Genomic DNA, 20,297 nt, shown 5'->3' with positions numbered 1-20,297 from the left:
TGCTATACAAAGCCTGAACGCGCCGCCGGCGTACGCAGAACAAGAAAAACCGACCGACAGGAAGCGACCGTGCCGTTCATCTCTTTTGCACAGAACTTTGAAGACGTCCGCCTGTGGCGTGCGCTTAAGCAATTCGAACACGGTTTCTACATCGACGTGGGCGCCAACGATCCGAGCCACGACTCCGTCACCAAAGCGTTCTACGACCATGGCTGGCAGGGCATAAACATTGAGCCGATGCAGAATTACTACGCCGCGCTCTGTCAGCAACGCCCACGCGACGTCACCGTACAATGCATCGCCAGCGACCACCCTGGCGAAGTGACCTTTTACGGTATTCCCGGCACAGGTCTTTCCACTGCAGACGCCGCCATCGCTCAGCAACGCAAAGACCTCGGCATGGATGTGCGTAGCCTCACGGTCAAGGCACGCACGCTCACCTCAATCTGCGAAGAGCACGCCGCTGATCGAGCGATCCACTTTCTGAAGATTGATGTCGAAGGGCACGAGGAAACTGTCCTGCGTGGCATGGACTTCAGCCGCTTCCGTCCATGGATCATCGTCATCGAAACTCCATGGCAACGCGACCACACCTGGGAACATCTCGTCACAGAGGCGGGCTACCAATCGATACTGTTCGACGGCCTCAACACCTGGTTCCTCGCCGATGAACACATGAGCCTCAAACCCGCCTTCGATATCCCGCCATGCAATCTGGACAACTTCCAACTGTGCCGAGGCCACGCCCTCGCCCACCCGCTCAGCGCAGGCGAACACGACACCGCCCAACAACTCGCCACTGCCCTGCGCCGCGCCGAACAGGCCGAAACGCAATTGCAAACACTGCAAAACAGCCGCACCGTGCGCATGCTGCAAAAGCTGCGTAACACCCTGCGCAGGGCTTGATCAGGACCGTCACAAAAATAGTCTGAATTCAGGGGTTTACAGAACCAACCCAATCGCTATAATCGTCGCCCACACGCCGGTATAGCTCAGTTGGTAGAGCAACTGACTTGTAATCAGTAGGTCCCGGGTTCGACTCCTGGTGCCGGCACCATACAAAACGAAGCCCCTGCAGAAATGCAGGGGCCTTGTTGTTTCTGGCGTTTGGAACTCCCCAGGAACTTCCACATTGGGGCGACAAAACCAACGACGCCTTATCTCAATCAACGGACCGAACTCCGCCCTCCGCACCTCGAGTCGTTACAATTTCACATCAGCCCAACATTGATGGGCTCTTGCACCTACCTATAATGCACCCCAACACACCCGCCAAGCCTAGGTTGACCCAGTCAGCAAGCTCAAATCGTGCGGGTTTTTTTGCCTGGAGAAAACTACATGAGGCCCTTCGATAAGCAGGCCCTCAGCGTAGAACAGCAATTGGAACTGCTAAAGCAATGAGGCCTGCAATTCGCAAACGACGACCGCGTCATGCGTTTCCTGGAAGTGGTCACGCTGTTTCGCCTGAGTCCCTACATGCGCCCTTTTCAAGAAACAAACCCTGAACACACCTTCAAGCCTGGCAGCACTCTGAAAGCAGTCGTCGACATCTACCGCTTCGATGGCTCGTTGCGACGTATAACGATGGATGTTATCGAACGTGTCGAAGTCGCCATACGAGCGACTATCAGCAATCACATGTGCCCGAAGTACGGGCCTGACTGGATAGCTCACGCGCCAATCTTCTCCTCGTCATATTCACATTCGGATTTATTGCGGCCCCTGCGAGATCAACTGAGCAAGGAGCGCAACAAACTGGGACGTGAGATTGATCGTATAAAAAGGAGCAGCCGAGCAGATCAGATCCAGCAGCAGCGAATTGAAAATCGCACCCGCGATAACTATTTTCGATTCTACGGATCAACCTATTCCCATCCCGAGTTGCCGCCCGCCTGGGCAGTTCTAGAAGAACTTAGCCTCGGAACGGTTTCCACCCTGTTCAATGCCATAGGCAAAAGCGTCGACAAAAAAACGATCGCGAGCAGATTCAATCTCCCCTTCGAAGTACTGGCTTCCTGGCTCCACACTCTGAGCTTCATTCGAAACTGCTGCGCCCACCACTCACGACTATGGAACAGAGAGCTCTCGATCAGACCATCCTTACCTAAAGAATGGGTCATTCAAAATGCACCTGGCGACCGACCTCAGCCCAAGCAGCGCCTATATATAGTGCTAACGATGCTGGCGTATCTGACCGATTTGATCAGTCCAGACAGTCAGTGGAAATTTCACTTAGCCGAAATGATTGACCAGAGAGAGCCAGGTTATTTGAAACTTATGGGATTTCCAGAGGACTGGAAACGTCAACCGCAATGGTGTTTGGAGTAAAAGGAAGCCCGAAGTTTTTTGTCATTCCGCCCGGAGAAGTGCCAGGAGCGAGCGCTTGCCTAAAGCGAAATGTAGGTCGTAAACCACAGACTGCTAAAGACAGATAATTTCAGACAAAGCAGCAAAACTCCCAGAAACTCGAGCCTTAATCCGAGTTTTCCACAGGCGTAGAAAAGATCGGGCAAAGCGCTGTCGTTGACAGCAACCCAGGTAGCCAGAACCTTTGAGGCTACGCCACACCGTGGTGGTTCTCCCAAAACGCGATTAGCTTCCGGCGGCTTGCACGGTCACAGCGATGTGATGGATGCCTACTTTTACCAGTGTGCCCACTGCGGCAACTCATTCCCTTTCATAGCTGCCCTGCAGCAACCTATCCGCTTGGCCATTTCATTGCGCCAACCTGCGCCCGTCTCTTTCTCCCGGAAAGAGACGGGCGCTCGTACCGCTGCTGCAGCCCATATCGTACAAGGCTTTGCGGCTTTCCCCTCGTGACAATCGGCGTGACAAACACCGAAGTCACCAGCAACAGCGATGCAGATGATGGTGCCCCAGCCCACGGAATGGACTGCACCTGACTGATAGTCAGGCATGTCCCGGTCACAGCATCACTGCCTTCACCTGACTCAAGATCTCGCGGCGCCGGCCTCATCAGCCAGCGTAGCCTCCACCCGCCCACTTCCGCGGAAGTGTTAAGGAGGCCAGATCATGAGATGCCCAAGCTCCCGGCCGTAAAGAGCCGTCAGTCCCGCGTTAGCGGACAACCCTCACAGGTCGCGGGGCCTTGATGCCTGACAACACTCAGCATTCTTGGCGGGATGACGGGGGGATTTTAAATCTTAAACTTTGGGAAAGCGATGTGAATGAAAGAGGAAATATCTAGGATAACGCATTAGGGTAAGACAAAGAGGGTTAGCGCGGAATCTAAATATTTCCCAATATAATTAAAAATTAAGTATTAAAATCCAGACCAAATAAAAAGCCCAAGGCATTTATATGCGATGGGCTTTCGGTGAAAAGCTAAAAGCTAGACGGAGTAAAAACTTTCGACCACTCCAGAGCGGTAAGCGCCTTCAACTTTACGGTCTAGCCTGAAACCTGAATTTTTCAGAACAGGGTACAACTCAGTCTCTCTTTCTTGAGAGACAGATATCAAAACATTTCGTTTGCACAGGAACGAAAGAGACCTATTCATAAGCTCGTGTCCAATGCTCAAGCCACGGTATGCTGGCATAACATAAAAAGTACAAATTTTATTTTCAAAATCACTGAACTTCAACAACGACAATCCAGCGATATTATTGCCATCGTACGCAACCAGTATATCCCTAGACCCATTTAAAAAATCTGGCTTAAACTTGAAGTAAAGCCATTCTTTAAACCCAGGATAAAGATGGGAAATCGCTGAGAGATGGTTTGCAATGAACATGAAGTCAACGCTCATTGCGCTAAGATAATCATAGCGTATGACCGGCCTCACAGTAGTTGCAATCATTTTCCTCTCCCTACACTTCAAATAGCGTTATGACAAGCATTTTAGCATTTCCACTGTTTTTTGCAAGAACTTTATATATCTCAACTTATTTCTTAGAATGTACATCATGCAAGTAAACAACCTTATCAATTACCGCGCTGCCTACATCTCCAACGAAATTAAATAGCACATTTCCCATAGCCCCAGACACCGCACCTATCACAAGTGCAAAGAACAAAAACAAAAACAAATTCTTGTATGTAACCGTAATCTTGCTAAACTTCGCAAACGCAGTGAACTTCTCAATGGGCGCTTGTAGTTTTTCACTTGAGTCTTTGTCAATCTTACCGGACTCTTTCCAGTGATAAATAAGCATTTGCTTTGGAGCCATTTTGTCTTTAGGCTGCAAGCTTAAATACTCATTCCAGAGCTCTTTCTCCAAGAGCCTACATCTGTGAAAATTTGCGTGAGCCTGCTTATACTCCGAGTCAACTTCACGTATCAGGAAAAAATGAATATTCTTGATTCCCGCACCAATCAAGTTCTTAGATTGCACAATACCAGGCAGATCTCGAACCTCATTCAGTCTAAAGTCCACGATCTCGGTTGACTCCAGACGACTCAATATGAAGCTATCACTATGCTTGTAGCTTTGAGACAAAACCTTAGTCTCTTGCGCACCAAGCTTTATTCGAAAACGGATATAGCCAGGTAATATTTTACCCTTTTCATCCTCCTGCTCGGGCAACTGAGGATCTGTTTTCTTTGTTACGCTGAGTAGTTTCAGCGGAAACAACAGCGTGGACCCTTCATCCGTATCTACTATTCTTACCCCTCCATTTTCAGGGCTACAAGATATCTGAGTAAACACTCTAAGGATGTCTTCTTTTTTGCTTTCGAACTCAATATCAACTGATGTATTGGAACTATTGGACGTAGACTTATGCCTAGCGTTAAATATTGTTTGGATGAGATCTGTACGCGAACATACCAACTCACCTAGCCCAGGATGATAGTTATCATTGGTAATCTTGAACGGGAAGTAAACGTTAATATTCCCGCCCACATTACTAGGATCATGCAACCCGGAAAATTTTACACCAATATCTAGGTAACTGAGCTCGCTATCAGTATTCTGATGCAACAACCAGTAATTGACATGCAGGTCAATTTCATGGTCCTCAGTGTTGATTCCTTCGAGCCAAAACGCTAAGCTTTTAGCCATAAAACTTTCCTTAGAACCTAATACATCATGCCAGAAATCATAATTAGCATTAAGCCACAGTATAGCTCAATGATTTTTAGTGGCGCTAAAACTGTCGAGCTACGAAAAAAAATCGGGGTACTTTTCAAGCCAGGCAGGAGAATATACATCTATTCAAGCTCTCCAGTAAAGATGCTCGCAGGCGAAGCAACAATCGCCAGCATTCAGCTTAGCTCGCCGTTAGCAATAGAGCAGATAGCGTTTGAAAAAGCCTGCATCTCTAAAGAAAATTTCGACAGCTATTTCCACAACAGCAACGAAGCTTTCGCTATTCACTTAGACAATGTTATCGAGTATAACAGAAAGGTGCCACTAGATAGCCTTCGAGCGGCGGGAATTACCCCCCCTCAGTCATACTGCTATGTCGCACAAGACATAATCTTCGACCTAATCAAGCGAGACTTTTAAATGCATATCGCATTATTTGGGATAGCCGGATCAGGAAAATCCACACTAACTAAAGAGCTGGTTTCGACCAACCCAGAATACGTCGGACTATCAGCATCGACATTACTGAAACAAATAGGGCGCCCTATTGAAATCTCTAAAATCGGAAGCGATTCCTTATCAATCAATCAACGGCAGTTAATTACAGCCTACACCTCATTAAAAAAGGTCAACAAGAATACCATCGTCGAATTCCATGCTGTGATCGAGACCGAAAATACAGAATTCTGGGTACCGATTGAGGCTTTAATGCAGCTCAAGCCGGATTTAATTTTCTTTATTAACGCAAGCGCTGCCGACGTTCTTTATAGACGAATGTATGACAAATCAAAATCTCGAAAAATAATTTCCGAAGTCGAGATTTTAAATCTTCAAACTATGGCCTTACTTCATCTTACCAACGCATATAGTAGCGACAAGCTTAACGTTGTTAGCAACTCAGATGCGTTCAAATTGATTAGCGAAGCCATCAACAAAGGCAAACAAGAGTAAAAATCTTTAGCCCAAACATCGCTGACGCAAGAAACTTAAACAGCGGACTAACTAAATAGTCTTTTCCTTACAAAGCGATGACAAACCTCAAGTTCACCTATTAGGATAATCTAAGAGGTAGCGAACGCTACACTCAGAAAAATCACTTACTTATCATATGATTAAATATGAACTCGACTCCTGGTGCCGCACCATACAAAACGAAGCCCCTGCAGAAATGCAGGGGCTTTGTTGTTTCTGGAGCGTCCGTTTTTGTCCACGCGATGGATTCTGCAGGCGTGAGGCTGCTCGCGATGAGACCGCCCAACTCACAGACGACCAGCGGCCAAGCCATAGGGCCGTTTCCCAGATACCAACGACGAAGCAACCTTAACCAAACAGCATCTTTTGCCAATGGTCCTCACCAACAATGGCAATCGAAGCTCCCGCCTCACGTAGCTCCACTGCCTTTATGATCTTCGTTCCATAAGTACTGTGGCGCCACTGTTCGTTACCCACGCTGCCGACCACCAAGTAATGCACCTTTTTGCTCACACTGCCCCCAATCAAACCGCCGCGCTCTTCGACTAACGCCTGGCAATCTTTACGCGGCCCAAAGGCCATGACACCGGTAAATACAAACATCCGGCCGTCCCAAATCAAATCAGGGATCGGTGAGTTGAAAGGAAGATCCGTAGGAGTAACGGTAACAGCACCGCTAACCCTCGGTTTCTCAATGCTCACTCCAGAAAAACCACGCAGAATGTTGAGCAACTCCAGTGACTCATCCTTATCCAGAGCATTGTCCTGAAGCATGCACGCCAAGCGCGAATACAGAAGATTGATCACCGGATCGTTCAGATGCGCGAGATTGGTTTCCAACCATCGCTTTAGAAAAACCGCTTCGGTGACGCTCACATCACCGTCGGCCGTAATCCCGGCGGCCAATCCGACCAGGGCATCGGCGGCGCGACGATCAATACGGGAGCGGTGGAAGAATTTGCTGCTTTCAAACTCCTGGTGTAGATCCATTACGGGTTTTCCTTTAGAAGGGTAAGGGCTCGATAGCGAAGCATTAGCAAGCGAGGAGCTGTTGTGTTCAACGCTAGCATCGCCGCACGGTGACGCCGCATTTATTCGAGGGAAATAGGAAAATAGATCTGTCCCCTTTGCTCTACGAAGCCGAAGCTTTCGAAAACGCTATGTGAAACATCAGCGCTCTGTTGTGCTTCCGGACTCGCCGAAAGCGATACCTCCGTCATACTGGAAGCCCGTCCAGACTTCATCTGACGTACAGATTCCAGCAAGTCTGTCTGGAATTGCTCTAGCTCATCAGCCACGCCTTTCTCCGCCTCCAACTACCTTACTCCAACGTCCGATTGCTGAATTTATGCAGCTTCAACCGAAAGCGAAATACGCCGCCCAAGCTGCTGCAACGCACGCTCAACATTCTCGATCTTGGAGTGATGCAGGAAATCAACCAGCCGGTCGACCTGTGGCCGTTGCACGCCAAGACGACGCGCCAGTTCGGCTTTGCTGACACCGGACTCCAAAAGCGTATTCCACAGCGCAACCTTCGCGGCAGTCAGTGCAGGAAGACGCAATACGACATCGTTTTCCTGTTCTCCAGCATGACCAGTAGGGATCAACCGGCGGTCATCCACATAGATGGAGAATGCTGTCTCGATCGCATCGATGGCGGTAGCCAACGCTTCCCCGAGGGTATCGCCGACCGCGTGCATCTCTGGAATCGCCGCACAAGTCAGCCACACGCTGCCCGGCTCTTCGTGAACCTCCAAGGCATATTCGAACATCACGCTTCCTCTCATGGGGTACAGCAGAGCCTCAATCCTTGAGGCCCAACTGTTTTATTATCGTTTTTCTCAACCCTTCGCCCATTTCCTTGGCTCCGTGGTCGGGAAACACAGTTGATTTGCCATTCAACGAAACCTTGAAGTGGCTGCCCTTGCCGGCTTGGAACTCAACGCCCTGGGCCTTCAACCATCGCCGAAACTCGCTGTACTTCATGTGCATCACTCGCTGTTTCGGTAGAGCGAATGTGCAACATATTTGATGCGCATGCAACATAAGTGTTGCACTGGCACCCAGGACGCTCAGGCTACCATCTGATTACGAGTTCGCACTCGGCCCTCGTTGACGCTACGGTTTCTGCGTTTCAGACCTGACTAACCTCAAACACAAACGAAATCCTCTGCTGACTCGCACTCCACACATACCGCAAATGCTTGCCCTGCTTCGGAATCGAAACCGCCGGGGGCCGAAACGCCGCAACGCATTCATGCCCCGCCAATCTCACGCTGTTATAGAGCAAGCCCCACGACTCGGCGTCGCGCAGCTCCCGCGCGAACACTTGGGATGGCCCGTAAGCTTGCGGATCAGGCTGATGCAAGTGTTCGAAGTCATGGCGAACGTCATGCAGCGGCTTGATCACCCGGTTGACGTAAGTACGCATGGTCAACTCAAGATCCGCTTCGTTGGTGGACGCGAGGAAACGTTCCTGGTGATAGCAGGTTTCTGCGATGGCCGCAGCCTGGCTGCTGGCAGCGTAGTAGACGCCAAAGGTGCCGTCGCTGAACCGGCTGCGTTTGCCGACATGAGTGAACGCGGCCATCACTGGGCTGGAACCGGGGCCCGACAGGCGATCTTCGGGGCGCACCCGGGAAAGCACGCCGGCCTGTTCGATCAAGCGATCATTGGTCAGCGCTTCGATGGCGTAGGCGACTTCGAGGTCTTCGGGGTCGAGGACATCTTCAAATAGCGCAATCGGCGGGAAGCTGCTGTTGACGATACGATAGGCGCGCGGCCATGGCACGTCGACCAGCGCCGGCGCTTTCAACCGCGGACTCCATCGAGGTAGCGGCGCACATCGGCGATGTCGACCACCCTGCCCGCCAGCATGTAATCCAGCGCCGTTTTGCCATTGAACGGCGCTGCCGTGTTCGGGCTGCTGACCCAGGCGTAAGCGCGCTCACGACTGTTGCTGAAGATGATGCTCAACGCCTTGTGAATGCCCATCAGGTAGGAGATGCGCTCAAGGGTGTCGTGCGGGAGACGTATGTTCGGCAGGTGTTTGTACTTGTAGAACGTGGTGTTGCCGACGCCACCAAGCAGGGTGCGTTGCTGCTCGGCATTACAACCCCAGTGTTCCATGAGGTTGAAGAAGAACTTCAACGCAACGCGACCGGCCTCGGGGACGTCGAGTTGTTCACGCGGATTTATTGCAGGAAATGAAGCTGGCATTAGCCGCCTCCTTAAAATCGTAGATGCAGGCAGCGTAGTACAGATATGTATTCTTAACAAAGATTAGTACATAAATGGAGTCACGCGTTGATTAACCAAGCCAGTCGCGTTTATCGAAATCCTGCCCGTTTTTTTAATCCTATTACCGCCGTCCCGCCAAAAACCCCGATCCTCTGTCAGCCTCCAGCCATCGGCGGGGGAATCAATTCGCTACTAAACCCGCGACAACTATGCTCAGGTGCAGGAATATAGCCGGCATATGGCGCCGTTTCGGTCGTTTCGTAAACAACAATACCCAGCCCACTTCAGAGGGCATTACCCATGGATAGCAGAACCTTACGCAACCTCATGCGCATCGTGCAGACCGGCTCGTTGTCGGCCGCAGCCGAGCATTCGTGCCTGACCGTGCAGGCGTTGGCCGCACAGTTGAACAAGGTCGAAGAGCAGTTCGGTTTCCGCTTGTTTCGCCGTTCCAACAAGGGACTGACGCTGACGCCGCAAGGCACGGAGCTCACGCCCTACATCGATAAAGTGTTGATCGCCACGCGACAGATGGAGGAAAAGGTCGAGGCGCTGAAAGTGCCGGGGCAGCGAACGTTGAAGGTGGCGTTGAACAACACGCTGTCGCCTGACTTCAACAGGCGCATGATCGGCCGGCTGATCGAGGTATTTCCCGATTACCAGATGGAATTCAGCTACGCCGAATCAATGGAAAATCTCAGCAAGCTGAAGAACGAGGACTTTGACCTTGCAGTGTTGATCGGCCCGCAGCGACCGGGTTTGCCGAGCATCGTGCTGCCGGATGTGCAGGTGCAGGTGGTCGGTGCGCATTGCGGTCAGGAAAACGATCCTTTGACCTTGCTGGGCAACAAGTTCCAGGTGCGTCCTGCGGAAGATTGTCCGTATTCCCACAGCTTTTTGCGTTTTCTCGACGCTGGGCTAGGCAATCACGAGAACGGCCAGCGCATGGTTTATTCGTGCAGTGAAACGTTGACGCTGTCGCTGATCACGCAGATGGACGCGGTCGGCATGGTTTCGCGTGAAGCGGCGCAGAAAAACGGCCTGACGATTTTCCCCGGTTTCGAGGATTTCCTCGAAGTGCGCCTGGCGGTTAACAACCCGGAGCTGTCGCACCAGGCGCTGAACGATGTCGTCGATCTGCCGCTACATGAACGAGCCGAGCGCAATGTACGCAGCCGTCCCCACCGCCACACTGAGAAAGAGGTTTTTGCTGAAATACGCACATAGCAACGTCGGAATCGCGGCATAGAATTCCGGGCGATCGAGCTGGATCTGCCGGTCCTTGATCAACAAGGGCGTGAGGCTGATCGCAGCGACGATCGCCACCGGCAAATATTCCAGAGCCCGCGCCACGAAGGGCGGCCAGTGCTCGGTGTTGATCTGCAGCGGCAAGGCGCGAGGCAGGAAGGTCACGGCCATCATCAGCACCACCACCAGGATCAGGAACGTTTGGTCAGGCATACACCCACTCCGCAGCCCACAAACGTGGCGATAAATACGTTGAAGGGCGAACTGCCGATCAGGCTCAATGCGCCCATGCAGGCCACGGCGGCAGCGGCGGCGATCAGTTTGTTGCGCGTGTTGCACAGCGAAACCAGCACGTAGAGCATCATCGCCGTCAGCGCATAGTCGAGCTGATATTTGATCAGGTGCGCCGCGTACTGCGCGCAGACCGCGCCGAGCAAACCGCCGAGCACCCACGAGGTGTGGCAGAACAGGTTGAAACCGATCAGATAACGCACATTGACCGGCGCGCCTGTGCCGAGCTTGACGCTGTGAAAAGCGAAGGATTCATCCGTCAGGCCACCGGCGTAAGCCCAACGCTCCATGCGGCTCAAACCCAGCGCACGCAGAGCCTTGGCCATATACACCGACATCAGCATGTGCCGCGCATTGATCAGGAACGTGGTCAGCACAATCGTAGTCAGCGATGCACCGCTGGAGATCAGCGCCAGCGCGGCGAATTGCGATGCGCCGGCATACACGAACAAGCACATCGCCACCGGCAGCCACATCGGCAAACCAGCGTTGACCGCCATCAGCCCGAAGACAAACGACACGGTGAAGTACCCGGCGACCACCGGGCTGGCTTCGGCAAACGTACGCGACGGCTGCTGGTCGACCATCAGCGGCGCGCTGCCCGACCTTTCATTCATAGATCCCTCTCAAACGTCCGTTCGCCGTGAGGCTCGCAAAACCCCTGGGCGGCCCAGAACCGCTTGCCCGCGAGGTTAGCATCGTCGACGAACAGAAACATCCGCAGCACCCCGACCCGCTTCATGTCGGACGAAGCCGCTTCGACCAGACGCTGGCCCACGCCCTGGCTGCGGTAGCGCGGGCTGACGGCCAGATGATTGATCGTGCCGCGACTGCCGAGCATGCCGCCCAGCACCGCACCGACGATCTCGCCCGCGACATCGAAGGCAAGATAAGCCGTGGTGGTTTTCTGGATCAACACGCCGCGCAGGCATTTGGCGTCCTGCCAATCGCAGAACGACACTTCGTCGAACTGGCGGAAGAAGCGCTCCATGCGCTGCGCATCCTTGGCCGTGGCGCGGCGCAATACCACTGGCGTCGAGCACTCGACGCCGTCGATTGGGGTGATCTGATTAGCGAACAATGTCGAAAGCGGTCCCGGGCCGCGAGAAGGAAATCGCCAGAATCTGCCGGTACGCCATGGCATGGGTGTGGGTATTGCGCGCCGGGGTCACGTAGTGGCGCATGTCACGGTCGAGAAAGTAGGTGGTGTCGAGAATTTCCTCGTAGGTAGTCGCCGCCAGTTGCTGCTGGTGGGTGTCGTACAAACGACTCTCTGCCCCCTCGACATTATTGCGTCCCCAGAAGTGCACGCCGCTGAACGGATAGCCGTCGCAGTGAATGCCTTCAGGGGTGATTTCCAACTGCTTGCCGGGTTTGATCTCGATACGGATCTGATGGATCTGGCACTGCCAGATCTCATCGTGCAGTTCTTCTGGCAGCACGCTTTTATACACTTCGAAATCAGTGTCGATCAGGCTGCGCATCACCGGCGAAGTGATCACTTCCTCGGAAAAATCCTGAAAGTGCCGAACGACTCCGCCGACATAGGCGTTGTTCTCTTTGGACTGCACATAGGCGCGGTGCTCAAGTTGTTTGAGTTCACGGGTTTTCGGGTTGTATTCAAAGTCGCTGTAACGACGGTAGCGCATGCCGGCTTCGGCCTGACCGTAATAGCTGTCAGGCTCCATGTTTTCCCAGCTCTTGGTCAGTCTGACGAAGTCGGCGAAATGACCGTAGAGATTGAAGTCACCACCCTGGACGTTGACAAACTTGTCGCGCCGTAGCGATTCGCCCACTTCTCTGTTTAAAACGATCATTACCAGATTCTCCGCTGCGTTGAACGCCCTAATCTATTAGGTGGAGAATTTGCGTCCATGAGAAAGAATTTCAGGCATTTGAAGTGCTGTTTGAAACGAAACCTGCAGGGCATCGAAAACAACTTTTACATGACAAAAACACTGGTTATTTCCGGTTTCGGCTGAAAAACCGTCGAAAAAAAACCCCGAACGGATCGGGGTTTTCTCATTTTTCTTACAGCATTTCGATCATCAGAAGATATTGATCGGATAGTCCACGAATACTCGCACTTCGTTACCGCTGACGTTGTACTCGCTGGATTTCTGCGAGACGCGCAGGATCGAACTGCGCAGCTTCACGCTGAGATCTTTGGCCGGACCACTTTGCACGACGTATTTGAACTGGTTGAAGATCTCGCGCTCGGTGCCGCCTTCGCTGGTAGAGGTGGTGATGTTGTCGCCACGCACGTAAGCGAAGTTGTAGCTCAGACCCGGTACGCCGAACGCGCCGAAGTCCAGGCCGTAGCCCAGCTGCCAGCTGCGTTCGTCCTCGGCGTTGAAGTCCGACCAGTAGGAGTTGGCCAGATAGATGGTGTTACCACCATCGCCGACACGACCCTGATCTTTCTGATAACCGCCGTAGGCATAACCCAGGTTACTGTCGCCAGTGGAACGCTGGTGCGCCACGGTGAACGAGTGCGGGCCGGTGGCGAAGGTGGCTGCCAGGCTCCAGATCTTGTTGTCGTCGCCGGTTACACCGTTTTCGCGGACATAGGAGTTGTCCAGCTTGGTGCGATAGCCGTTGAAGTCGAGGGTCAGCGACTGATCCTTGTTGAACGGGATCACGTAGTTGGCGTTCACGTACTGTTTCTTCAAGACGTCTTCAACGTCGGAGGCGTACAGGGCGCCTTTGAAGTGTTCGGTGAACTGATAGCTGCCGCCCAACACGTTGATCGATTTCAGACCACCGCTGTCACGGCCTTCATCGCTCTTGCGCGATTCAGCGGTAAAACGACCGGCATTCAACTCCAGCCCCTTGATCTCACGGGAAGTGATCAAAGTACCGGTGTAGCTTTCCGGCAGCAGACGCACGTTGTCGTAGCTCAGTACCGGCAGGGCCGGCATCTGGTCGCCGTAGGTCAGCACGGTATTGGAGAAACGGAATTTGACCGCTGCGCCGCCCTTGGCGATGTCGTGGTTCGCGCGACCGTCGTTTTCCTGCTTGAAGAAGTCGATGCCTTGCGCGCCGGTACGACCCTTGCCGCCGTCCAGACGTAGCGCGTACAGACCAAAGGCGTCAACACCGACACCCACAGTGCCCTGGGTGAAGCCGGACGAGAACGTCCCGATCGCCGCTTGGCCCCACTCGGCTTTGTCCGGGCGACCGTCTTTGTAATCACGATTGATGTAGGCGTTGCGCAGCAGCACTTTCAGGCTGCTGTCTTCAACGAAACCCTTGGATTCGGCCTGGTCGTTAGCCATGGCCTGTGTTGCACTCAACATCCCCAGTGCGATCAGACTGATTCGCTTGTTCAACATTTTGTTTTCCTTATTACGGGTTGAAACGCGCTGTGTCGAACGGCTGAAACGGCGCTTTTGCACTCTTGTATTCACCCCGAAACAAAAAGACCCGCCGACGACAAGTCATGGCGGGCCTGCTCCTTATTTTGAGTCATGGCGGTTAGCCACAGGCGTTGGGCGGAATCGTAGCTGCGCCCTAAACAATGTGTCAATTTCAAGAATCGTCTTTAAATAGGCGAAAAACGTCTAAGAAACGTAATTTTTTTGCTGGGCTATTGCAGAAAAAACGGATTAAACAGGGAGTTTGAACTGTGGGAGCGAGCTTGCTCGCGAATGGGTGGATCGGCAGTGAAAGCAGCGAATGACACAGCGCTTTCGCGAGCGAGCTCGCTCCCACATTGAACCGAGGTGCACAAATGTCAGGGCAAAAAAAAGCGCCGCCATCCCGGCAGCGCTTTGATCAATCCCTGTTACTCCTATCCTTCCATCACATCCCATAACGCTTCCAGTTCGGCCTCGCTGAACAGCCCAGCGGGGTAGCGCTCGATCATCATCCGGCGCGGATCAGGTTCTCTGATCTGACGCGTTCCATTGGACTTCAACCAGTGCGCGACAAGCTGGAGCGATTCGCCATTGACGGCCATGGGATGCACAGTCCGCTCGCTGACTACGTTCATTTCGGCGTTCATTTCAGCGCTCTCCCCCGTTCATGAGCGGCTAAGTTATCCAAGGTTTGTGACAGAACTGTTGAAGTTCCCCGCCCTCCCTAGTGCAACAGAAGCAATACAAGAGCTATGCCAAAGCGCACCGAACAGCGACCGGCGGATACAAACAAGCCCGCGGTCCTGACGGGCTGCGGGCTTGCTTTCATGCGTAGCGAGCTAATCATTGCCAGGCTGATTTGTTAACCAACTCAAGCTGTTACGACTCAACTCACTCTTTGTGCGGCGCCGGCTGTTGCTGGGTAAGGCAGTGGATATTGCCGCCGCCCAGTAACAGTTCGCGGCCCGGCACCATCACCACTTCGTGCTGCGGGAACAGCTTCTGCAGGATTTCCTTGGCTGGCGCGTCCATCGGGTCATCGAAGCTCGGCGCGATGATGCCGCCGTTGACGATCAGGAAGTTCACGTAGGAACCGGCCAGGCGCACGGACGGATTACGCTCCTGCGAGCCGTCCACCGGATCGACCCCGGCGCACTCTTCCTCGGTCGCATACAGCGGCCCCGGAATCGGCATTTTGTGCACCGTGAACGGGCGGCCCTTGGCGTCGGTGCTGTCTTGCAGCACGCGCATTGCGGCCTGGCAGCGTGGATAGTTCGGATCCTGCGGATCATCGGTCCACGCCAGCAATACTTCCCCCGGGCGCACGTAGCAGCAGAAGTTATCCACATGGCCGTCGGTTTCGTCGTTGAACAGACCATCCGGCAGCCAGATGATCTTGTCCACGGACAAGTTGTCACTGAGCACCGCTTCGATTTCTTCGCGGCTCAGGTGCGGGTTGCGATTGCGGTTGAGCAGGCATTCTTCGGTGGTGATCAGCGTGCCCTCGCCGTCGACGTGAATCGAACCGCCTTCGAGCACGAAACCTTCGGTGCGGTAACGCGGGCTGCGCTCGATTTCGAGGATCTTGCCGCCGACCTGCGAATCACGATTCCACGGCGCATACAGGCCGCCATCGAAACCGCCCCAGGCGTTGAAATCCCAGTTCACACCGCGCACTTCGCCACGGTTGTTGATGACGAAGGTCGGGCCGCTGTCACGAACCCAGGCGTCGTCGCTGGACATTTCCACCACGCGGATATTCGGCACATCGAGGCGCGCGCGGGCGTTTTCGTACTGGCCGGCGGAGACGGCAACGGTCACTGGCTCGAAACGGGCGATGGCTTTGGCTACCGCCACGTGCGCGGCCTGCGCCGGTTTGCCACCCAGACGCCAGTTGTCCGGGCGCTCGGGCCAGATCATCCAGGTCTGGGTTTGTGGCGCCCACTCGGCTGGCATGTAGAAGCCGTCGGCGCGCGGGGTACTTTTCAATGTGGTCATCAGGACTCCAGGGAACCGTCGAGGGTTTTCAACGCGCCGTACAGATTCGGCCGGCGGTCGCGGAATGAACCCCACGCGCTGCGAATATGTTCCAGCTCGTCGAGGTTGAACGTGTGCACAAGAATACCTTCTTCGGTTTTATTCAGCTCCTGCACTTTTTCGCCGAACTGGTTGGCGATGAACGACGAGCCGTAGAACGTGATGTCGTAGCCATCCTGTTCTTCGTTGCCGATGCGGTTACTGGCGATCAGCGGCATCAGGTTGGCGCCGGCATGGCCCTGCTGCACTCGCTGCCAGTGATCGCGTGAAGAGATGGTGTTGTCGTGCGGCTCGCTGCCGATCGCGGTCGGATAAAAAAGAATTTCCGCGCCTTGCAGGGCCATGCTGCGTGCCGCTTCCGGGAACCACTGGTCCCAGCAGATGCCGACGCCGATTTTCGCATAACGGGTGTTCCATACCTTGAAGCCGGTGTCGCCCGGGTTGAAGTAATACTTCTCGTGATAGCCCGGGCCGTCCGGAATGTGGCTCTTACGATAAATCCCGAGGTTGCTGCCGTCGGCGTCGATGATCGCGATGCTGTTGAAGCGTGCACGCCCGGCCAGTTCGTAGAAGCTGATCGGCAGCACCACTTGCAGCTCTTTGGCAATTTTCCGGAAATGCTTGATGGCGACGTTTTCTTCAACCGTCGTTGCCAGTTGCAGGTAATCCGGATTCGGCTTCTGGCAAAAGTACGGCGCCTCGAACAGTTCCTGAATCAGGATGATCTGCGCGCCTTTGGCGGCGGCTTCACGCACCAGCCTTTCAGCAGTTTCGAGGTTGGCTTCCAGGTCCCACGAACAGGCCATCTGCGTGGCGGCAACGGTAACGATACGGCTCATGAATCATCTCCGGGCTAGTGCTTTGACGGTCGAGAGTTCGACCGAAACGAAAACGCGCGCACCGGACAAGAGATCGCCAAGGCCGGAGCAATGGCGACTTTATAACCGATAAATATCGGCTTTAAAACCTATAAATCAGAAAATACGCTATTTAAAAGCTTATCAAATCGATACAAATCGAACTTTAGACCGAATACAAATGTGGGAGCGAGCCTGCTCGCGAATGCGGTGTGTCTGTCACCGCATGTGGCGACTGATACACAGCTTTCGCGAGCAGGCTCGCTCCCACATGGGATGTGTCTTGCTTACAAACCTTCGGTAAGCACCCGATCCAGCATATCGACAAAGAAATCCACGCTCTGACGCGACGTCACCATCGGTGGTTTGATCTTGAGAATATTCAAGTCATCACCGGTCGGCTGCATGAAGATTCCCAACTCGCGCAGGCGATCGCACAGTAATGCAGTCTCGGCCGTCGCCGGTTCCAGCGTCTGGCGATTGCGGATCAGCTCCAGCCCCAGATAAAACCCGGAGCCGTGCACCGCGCCAACCAGCGGATGTTTATCGATCAACGCTTCCAGTCGCGCCTTGAAGTAGCCGCCGACCACCTGGGCGTTTTCCCAGAGCTTTTCTTCTTCCATGACATCGAGCACCGCCATGCCGATCTGGCAACTGACCGGACTGCCGCCCGCCGAGGAAAAGAAATAGCCTTCGGTTTCCAGCGCCTCGGCGATTTCCCGGCGAGTGATCACCGCGCCAAGGGGCTGACCGTTACCCATGCCTTTGGCCATGGTGATGATGTCCGGCACCACGCCCTGCTCTTCGAAGCCCCAGAAAAAATGGCCCATGCGCCCGTAACCGACCTGCACTTCGTCAGCGATGCACACCCCGCCCTGCGCGCGCACCCGTTCATACACCTGTTGCAGATAACCCGGCGGCAAGGAGATACCACCGGCGTTGCCGTACACCGGCTCGCAAATGAAACCGGCCAGTTGCCGCTTCTGCTCGGCAAGTTTTTGCAGATGATGTTCGACGCTGCGCACGTAATCCGGCGCCGAATCGAGGCCACGGAATTCGCCGCGATAGGTGTTCGGTGCGGTCACTGGATGCACCCAGTCCGGGCGACTTTCCAAGGCCTTCGGGTTGTCGGCAATCGACGTCGACACCGCATCGGCGCCGACCGTCCAGCCGTGATAGGCCTCGAGCACGCTGATCACGTCGCGCCCGCCGCTGTAGGCCCAGGCCAGACGAATCGCCAGGTCATTGGCCTCGCTGCCGCTGTTGACCAGGAAGACTCGATCCATGCCCTTTGGTGCGAGCTTCAGAAGGCGTTCGGAAAACTCGGCGACCGCCGCGTAGTTGAAGCGCGAATTGGTATTGAGCAACGACCACTGCCGCGCCGCGACTGCTGCCATACGTGGGTGACCATGACCGAGCACCGCGACGTTGTTGAGCATGTCCAGATACGATCGGCCGTGCATGTCGATCAGGTGATTGCGCCAGCCGCGCTCGATGCGTGGCGGGTCGACGTAATAGTGTTTTTGCGTACGGGCGAAACTGGCATCGCGGCGTTCGAGCAGGGTTTTCGCGTCCAGCTCTGGCTCCGCATCGCAGGCCAGCCCGAGTAATTTCGCGGGCGACGGGCACAGCGCCTGCCAGGCCGGAGCACGGGACGGCGTGCAGAACAGCGGCGCGTCGAGCTCTGCTTCTCGGCACAATTGCACAATCAGCGGCCCAGTGACTTCACCGAGTTTCTGGCCTTTATCCAGTGTCGCGCCATGCTCAAGGATTGCCGTCACGCCCCAGAGACGAACATTGAACAGCGGGCCACAGAGTTGCAGCGCACCGTCCGCCGTTTGACTCAGGACGCCCGCGAACGGTGCTTGCACTTCGCTTTCAGTCGGCACGCGCAATTCGACATGCAACGGGAACGTATCCGGTTCAGTCGCACTGTCCGGCCGCGTGCGTGACAAGCGGTACTGTCCATAGCGCGTCGCCGCCAGCCCATGCACCGCTGCGGCTTCTGACAGCAAGCGTTGATCGATGCCCTGCTGCTCCCAGTTGCCCGCCTCGAAGTGCGGGCTCAACACGCCCAAGTCGATCAGGGCAAATTCGCGCCCGACCAGTTCGGGCAACAGCGGCGCAAATTCTGCCTGTTCGTCCTTCGCCAAGGTCTGGCCCACGGCGGTGAGAATTGCCGCCTCCATCAGCGCCAGTGGCACCGACGTCGCGACACGGAAAATTTCCCACTCATGACTGAGGTTGTCGCGGCTGTAGGTATTGCCCGGATCGATGCTCACTTGCTGCTCGCCACTGAGCACCAGCACCGCCGCCCGTGCCACGATCAATGGCCACAATGCTTGCAACTCTGCGTATTGCAACGGATTGACCGCGTGATAAGCCTTGACCGCCGGCAGGATCACAAACGGATCGCCATCGGCGTGATGCAGCAAAGCCGCACAGGTCACGGACAAATCAGTGATGCGCCAGGTGCGCACCAGATCACCGAAATCGATCACACCCTGCAACTGCCAATGCCGCCGGGCATCGCGCGCCCAGACGACGTTGTCATCGGTGATATCCATGTGAATCGCCTGCACCGGCAGCTTGTCCAGCAGCGGCTGCAAACGGCGCTCGGCCTGCTCGGCGGCAGCGCTGATCACCGCACGCTGCTGCACGTCGGTGATCACCGGCAACAGATGACTGATCAAAGCGTTGGCGTGACGCGCGTCCCATTGCAAGGTGCGTTCAAGGCCCGGGTGATCGAAGCCTGCCAGCGCCAGATCCATCTCGCCACAGAGCCGGCCAAACCCGGCGACCACGTCCTGGCTCAAATGATCGAAATCGGTCAACGGCTGGCCGTCGATGTACTCCAGCAACCGCACATGCAGCGCTTCGCCATAGGCTTGCAGCGACAACAGGTCTTCACCGTTATTGGCAGCGATCACGCGCGGTACCTTGATCGCCGAGTGCTCGGCCAGATACTTGAGGCCGGCGTGCTGGGCTTGCAGCTCCACAAGCGCGTAATCGCCACGACAGACTTTCAGCACGAAGCGCCCACGCTCGCTGTCGACGCGATAATTCAGATCCTGCTGGCTGCCCAGCGCCTGCAACGTGCCGACAAGCCCGTAATATTCGGCCAGCCATTGCAGCGCCTGCGCCTCTGAAACCTGCGGACCGGGCAAACTGGCGCGATGAATCAACGTGGCGAGCGGCATGAAACGACCCCTGAGATTTTGTTAGGCGCTTATATCGCCATT

21 protein-coding genes and 1 tRNA gene are annotated in these 20,297 nt (G+C 54.7%); 6 read left to right on the top strand and 16 right to left on the bottom strand.

What is annotated here, in order from left to right; all coding sequences use genetic code 11:
* Window positions 1–69 precede the first annotated feature (69 nt).
* The 3 genes from J2Y90_RS07520 (at window position 70) to J2Y90_RS07510 (ending at window position 2,328) form a co-directional block, all read left to right on the top strand.
* Window positions 70–906: an FkbM family methyltransferase gene (locus J2Y90_RS07520; RefSeq protein WP_253498042.1), complete on the top strand. Its 837-nt coding sequence runs from the start codon at window positions 70–72 to the stop codon at window positions 904–906.
* A 75-nt stretch (window positions 907–981) separates the two neighbouring features.
* Window positions 982–1,057: transfer RNA gene (locus J2Y90_RS07515), tRNA-Thr, on the top strand.
* Between the two features lie 374 nt (window positions 1,058–1,431).
* Window positions 1,432–2,328: an Abi family protein gene (locus tag J2Y90_RS07510; RefSeq protein ID WP_253498039.1), complete on the top strand. Its 897-nt coding sequence runs from the start codon at window positions 1,432–1,434 to the stop codon at window positions 2,326–2,328.
* A gap of 1,024 nt (window positions 2,329–3,352) precedes the next feature.
* Here J2Y90_RS07510 and J2Y90_RS07505 read toward each other — a convergent pair.
* Both J2Y90_RS07505 and J2Y90_RS07500 read right to left on the bottom strand, forming a co-directional pair.
* Entirely contained in the window at window positions 3,353–3,820 is a 468-nt protein-coding gene (locus J2Y90_RS07505) for a GNAT family N-acetyltransferase (protein ID WP_253498036.1), read from the bottom strand.
* An 85-nt stretch (window positions 3,821–3,905) separates the two neighbouring features.
* A complete protein-coding gene (locus J2Y90_RS07500; RefSeq protein ID WP_253498032.1) occupies window positions 3,906–5,024 on the bottom strand; it encodes a hypothetical protein in 1,119 nt (372 codons plus the stop codon).
* 27 nt (window positions 5,025–5,051) lie between these two features.
* Here J2Y90_RS07500 and J2Y90_RS07495 point away from each other — a divergent pair, with 27 nt between their 5' ends.
* Both J2Y90_RS07495 and J2Y90_RS07490 read left to right on the top strand, forming a co-directional pair.
* The gene (locus J2Y90_RS07495) at window positions 5,052–5,471 is read left to right on the top strand and encodes an ASCH domain-containing protein (protein WP_253498029.1); all 420 of its coding nucleotides are present in this window, start codon (window positions 5,052–5,054) and stop codon (window positions 5,469–5,471) included.
* The gene (locus J2Y90_RS07490) at window positions 5,472–6,002 is read left to right on the top strand and encodes an ATP-binding protein (protein ID WP_253498028.1); all 531 of its coding nucleotides are present in this window, start codon (window positions 5,472–5,474) and stop codon (window positions 6,000–6,002) included.
* Window positions 6,003–6,371: 369 nt separating this feature from the next.
* Here the strand turns inward: J2Y90_RS07490 and J2Y90_RS07485 are convergent, their stop codons facing one another.
* The 5 genes from J2Y90_RS07485 to J2Y90_RS07460 form a co-directional block, all read right to left on the bottom strand.
* Window positions 6,372–7,013, bottom strand: coding sequence for a BRCT domain-containing protein (locus tag J2Y90_RS07485; RefSeq protein ID WP_253498026.1), 642 nt, complete (start codon window positions 7,011–7,013; stop codon window positions 6,372–6,374).
* A gap of 356 nt (window positions 7,014–7,369) precedes the next feature.
* On the bottom strand, window positions 7,370–7,795 hold the full coding sequence (locus tag J2Y90_RS07475; protein ID WP_253498024.1) for a type II toxin-antitoxin system HicB family antitoxin: 426 nt from the start codon (window positions 7,793–7,795) through the stop codon (window positions 7,370–7,372).
* Window positions 7,796–7,826: 31 nt separating this feature from the next.
* Window positions 7,827–8,009, bottom strand: a complete 183-nt coding sequence (locus J2Y90_RS07470) for a type II toxin-antitoxin system HicA family toxin (RefSeq protein WP_186619426.1) — start codon at window positions 8,007–8,009, stop codon at window positions 7,827–7,829.
* A 148-nt stretch (window positions 8,010–8,157) separates the two neighbouring features.
* The gene (locus J2Y90_RS07465; RefSeq protein WP_429462258.1) at window positions 8,158–8,823 is read right to left on the bottom strand and encodes an RES family NAD+ phosphorylase; all 666 of its coding nucleotides are present in this window, start codon (window positions 8,821–8,823) and stop codon (window positions 8,158–8,160) included.
* Between the two features lie 11 nt (window positions 8,824–8,834).
* Complete coding sequence (locus tag J2Y90_RS07460; RefSeq protein WP_253498020.1) at window positions 8,835–9,242, bottom strand: MbcA/ParS/Xre antitoxin family protein; 408 nt, start codon at window positions 9,240–9,242, stop codon at window positions 8,835–8,837.
* 321 nt (window positions 9,243–9,563) lie between these two features.
* On the opposite strand from J2Y90_RS07460, the gene J2Y90_RS07455 reads away from it, so the two are divergent.
* Window positions 9,564–10,490 carry a LysR family transcriptional regulator gene (locus J2Y90_RS07455; protein WP_016772151.1) on the top strand — a complete coding sequence of 309 codons (927 nt, stop codon included), beginning with the start codon at window positions 9,564–9,566 and terminating at the stop codon, window positions 10,488–10,490.
* On the opposite strand, the gene J2Y90_RS07450 is transcribed toward J2Y90_RS07455, so the two are convergent.
* The 9 genes from J2Y90_RS07450 to J2Y90_RS07410 form a co-directional block, all read right to left on the bottom strand.
* Window positions 10,407–10,724: an AzlD domain-containing protein gene (locus J2Y90_RS07450; protein WP_024011198.1), complete on the bottom strand. Its 318-nt coding sequence runs from the start codon at window positions 10,722–10,724 to the stop codon at window positions 10,407–10,409. The two genes, J2Y90_RS07455 and J2Y90_RS07450, sit on opposite strands and share 84 nt — an antisense overlap.
* A complete protein-coding gene (locus J2Y90_RS07445) occupies window positions 10,703–11,419 on the bottom strand; it encodes an AzlC family ABC transporter permease (RefSeq protein ID WP_253498018.1) in 717 nt (238 codons plus the stop codon). Before J2Y90_RS07445 ends, J2Y90_RS07450 begins: the two co-directional genes overlap by 22 nt.
* Window positions 11,416–11,793, bottom strand: a complete 378-nt coding sequence (locus tag J2Y90_RS07440) for a GNAT family N-acetyltransferase (RefSeq protein WP_253505091.1) — start codon at window positions 11,791–11,793, stop codon at window positions 11,416–11,418. The genes J2Y90_RS07445 and J2Y90_RS07440 overlap by 4 nt, the downstream gene beginning before the upstream one ends.
* 79 nt (window positions 11,794–11,872) lie before the next feature.
* Window positions 11,873–12,619 (bottom strand): 2OG-Fe dioxygenase family protein, encoded by a 747-nt coding sequence (locus tag J2Y90_RS07435; RefSeq protein ID WP_253498016.1) that lies wholly within the window; start codon window positions 12,617–12,619, stop codon window positions 11,873–11,875.
* A gap of 231 nt (window positions 12,620–12,850) precedes the next feature.
* Window positions 12,851–14,137: an OprD family porin gene (locus J2Y90_RS07430; RefSeq protein WP_253498013.1), complete on the bottom strand. Its 1,287-nt coding sequence runs from the start codon at window positions 14,135–14,137 to the stop codon at window positions 12,851–12,853.
* Between the two features lie 458 nt (window positions 14,138–14,595).
* Window positions 14,596–14,808: a hypothetical protein gene (locus J2Y90_RS07425; protein WP_253498010.1), complete on the bottom strand. Its 213-nt coding sequence runs from the start codon at window positions 14,806–14,808 to the stop codon at window positions 14,596–14,598.
* 244 nt (window positions 14,809–15,052) lie between these two features.
* Window positions 15,053–16,159, bottom strand: a complete 1,107-nt coding sequence (gene aguA / locus J2Y90_RS07420; protein ID WP_042608605.1) for an agmatine deiminase — start codon at window positions 16,157–16,159, stop codon at window positions 15,053–15,055.
* Window positions 16,159–17,037: an N-carbamoylputrescine amidase gene (gene aguB / locus J2Y90_RS07415; protein WP_253498008.1), complete on the bottom strand. Its 879-nt coding sequence runs from the start codon at window positions 17,035–17,037 to the stop codon at window positions 16,159–16,161. Before aguB ends, aguA begins: the two co-directional genes overlap by 1 nt.
* A gap of 305 nt (window positions 17,038–17,342) precedes the next feature.
* Window positions 17,343–20,255, bottom strand: a complete 2,913-nt coding sequence (locus tag J2Y90_RS07410) for an aminotransferase (protein ID WP_253498005.1) — start codon at window positions 20,253–20,255, stop codon at window positions 17,343–17,345.
* Window positions 20,256–20,297: the final 42 nt, after the last annotated feature.

Source organism: Pseudomonas koreensis (genome assembly GCF_024169245.1).
GTDB lineage: Bacteria > Pseudomonadota > Gammaproteobacteria > Pseudomonadales > Pseudomonadaceae > Aquipseudomonas > Aquipseudomonas koreensis_F.
This window is presented reverse-complemented; position numbering and strand designations above follow the sequence as displayed.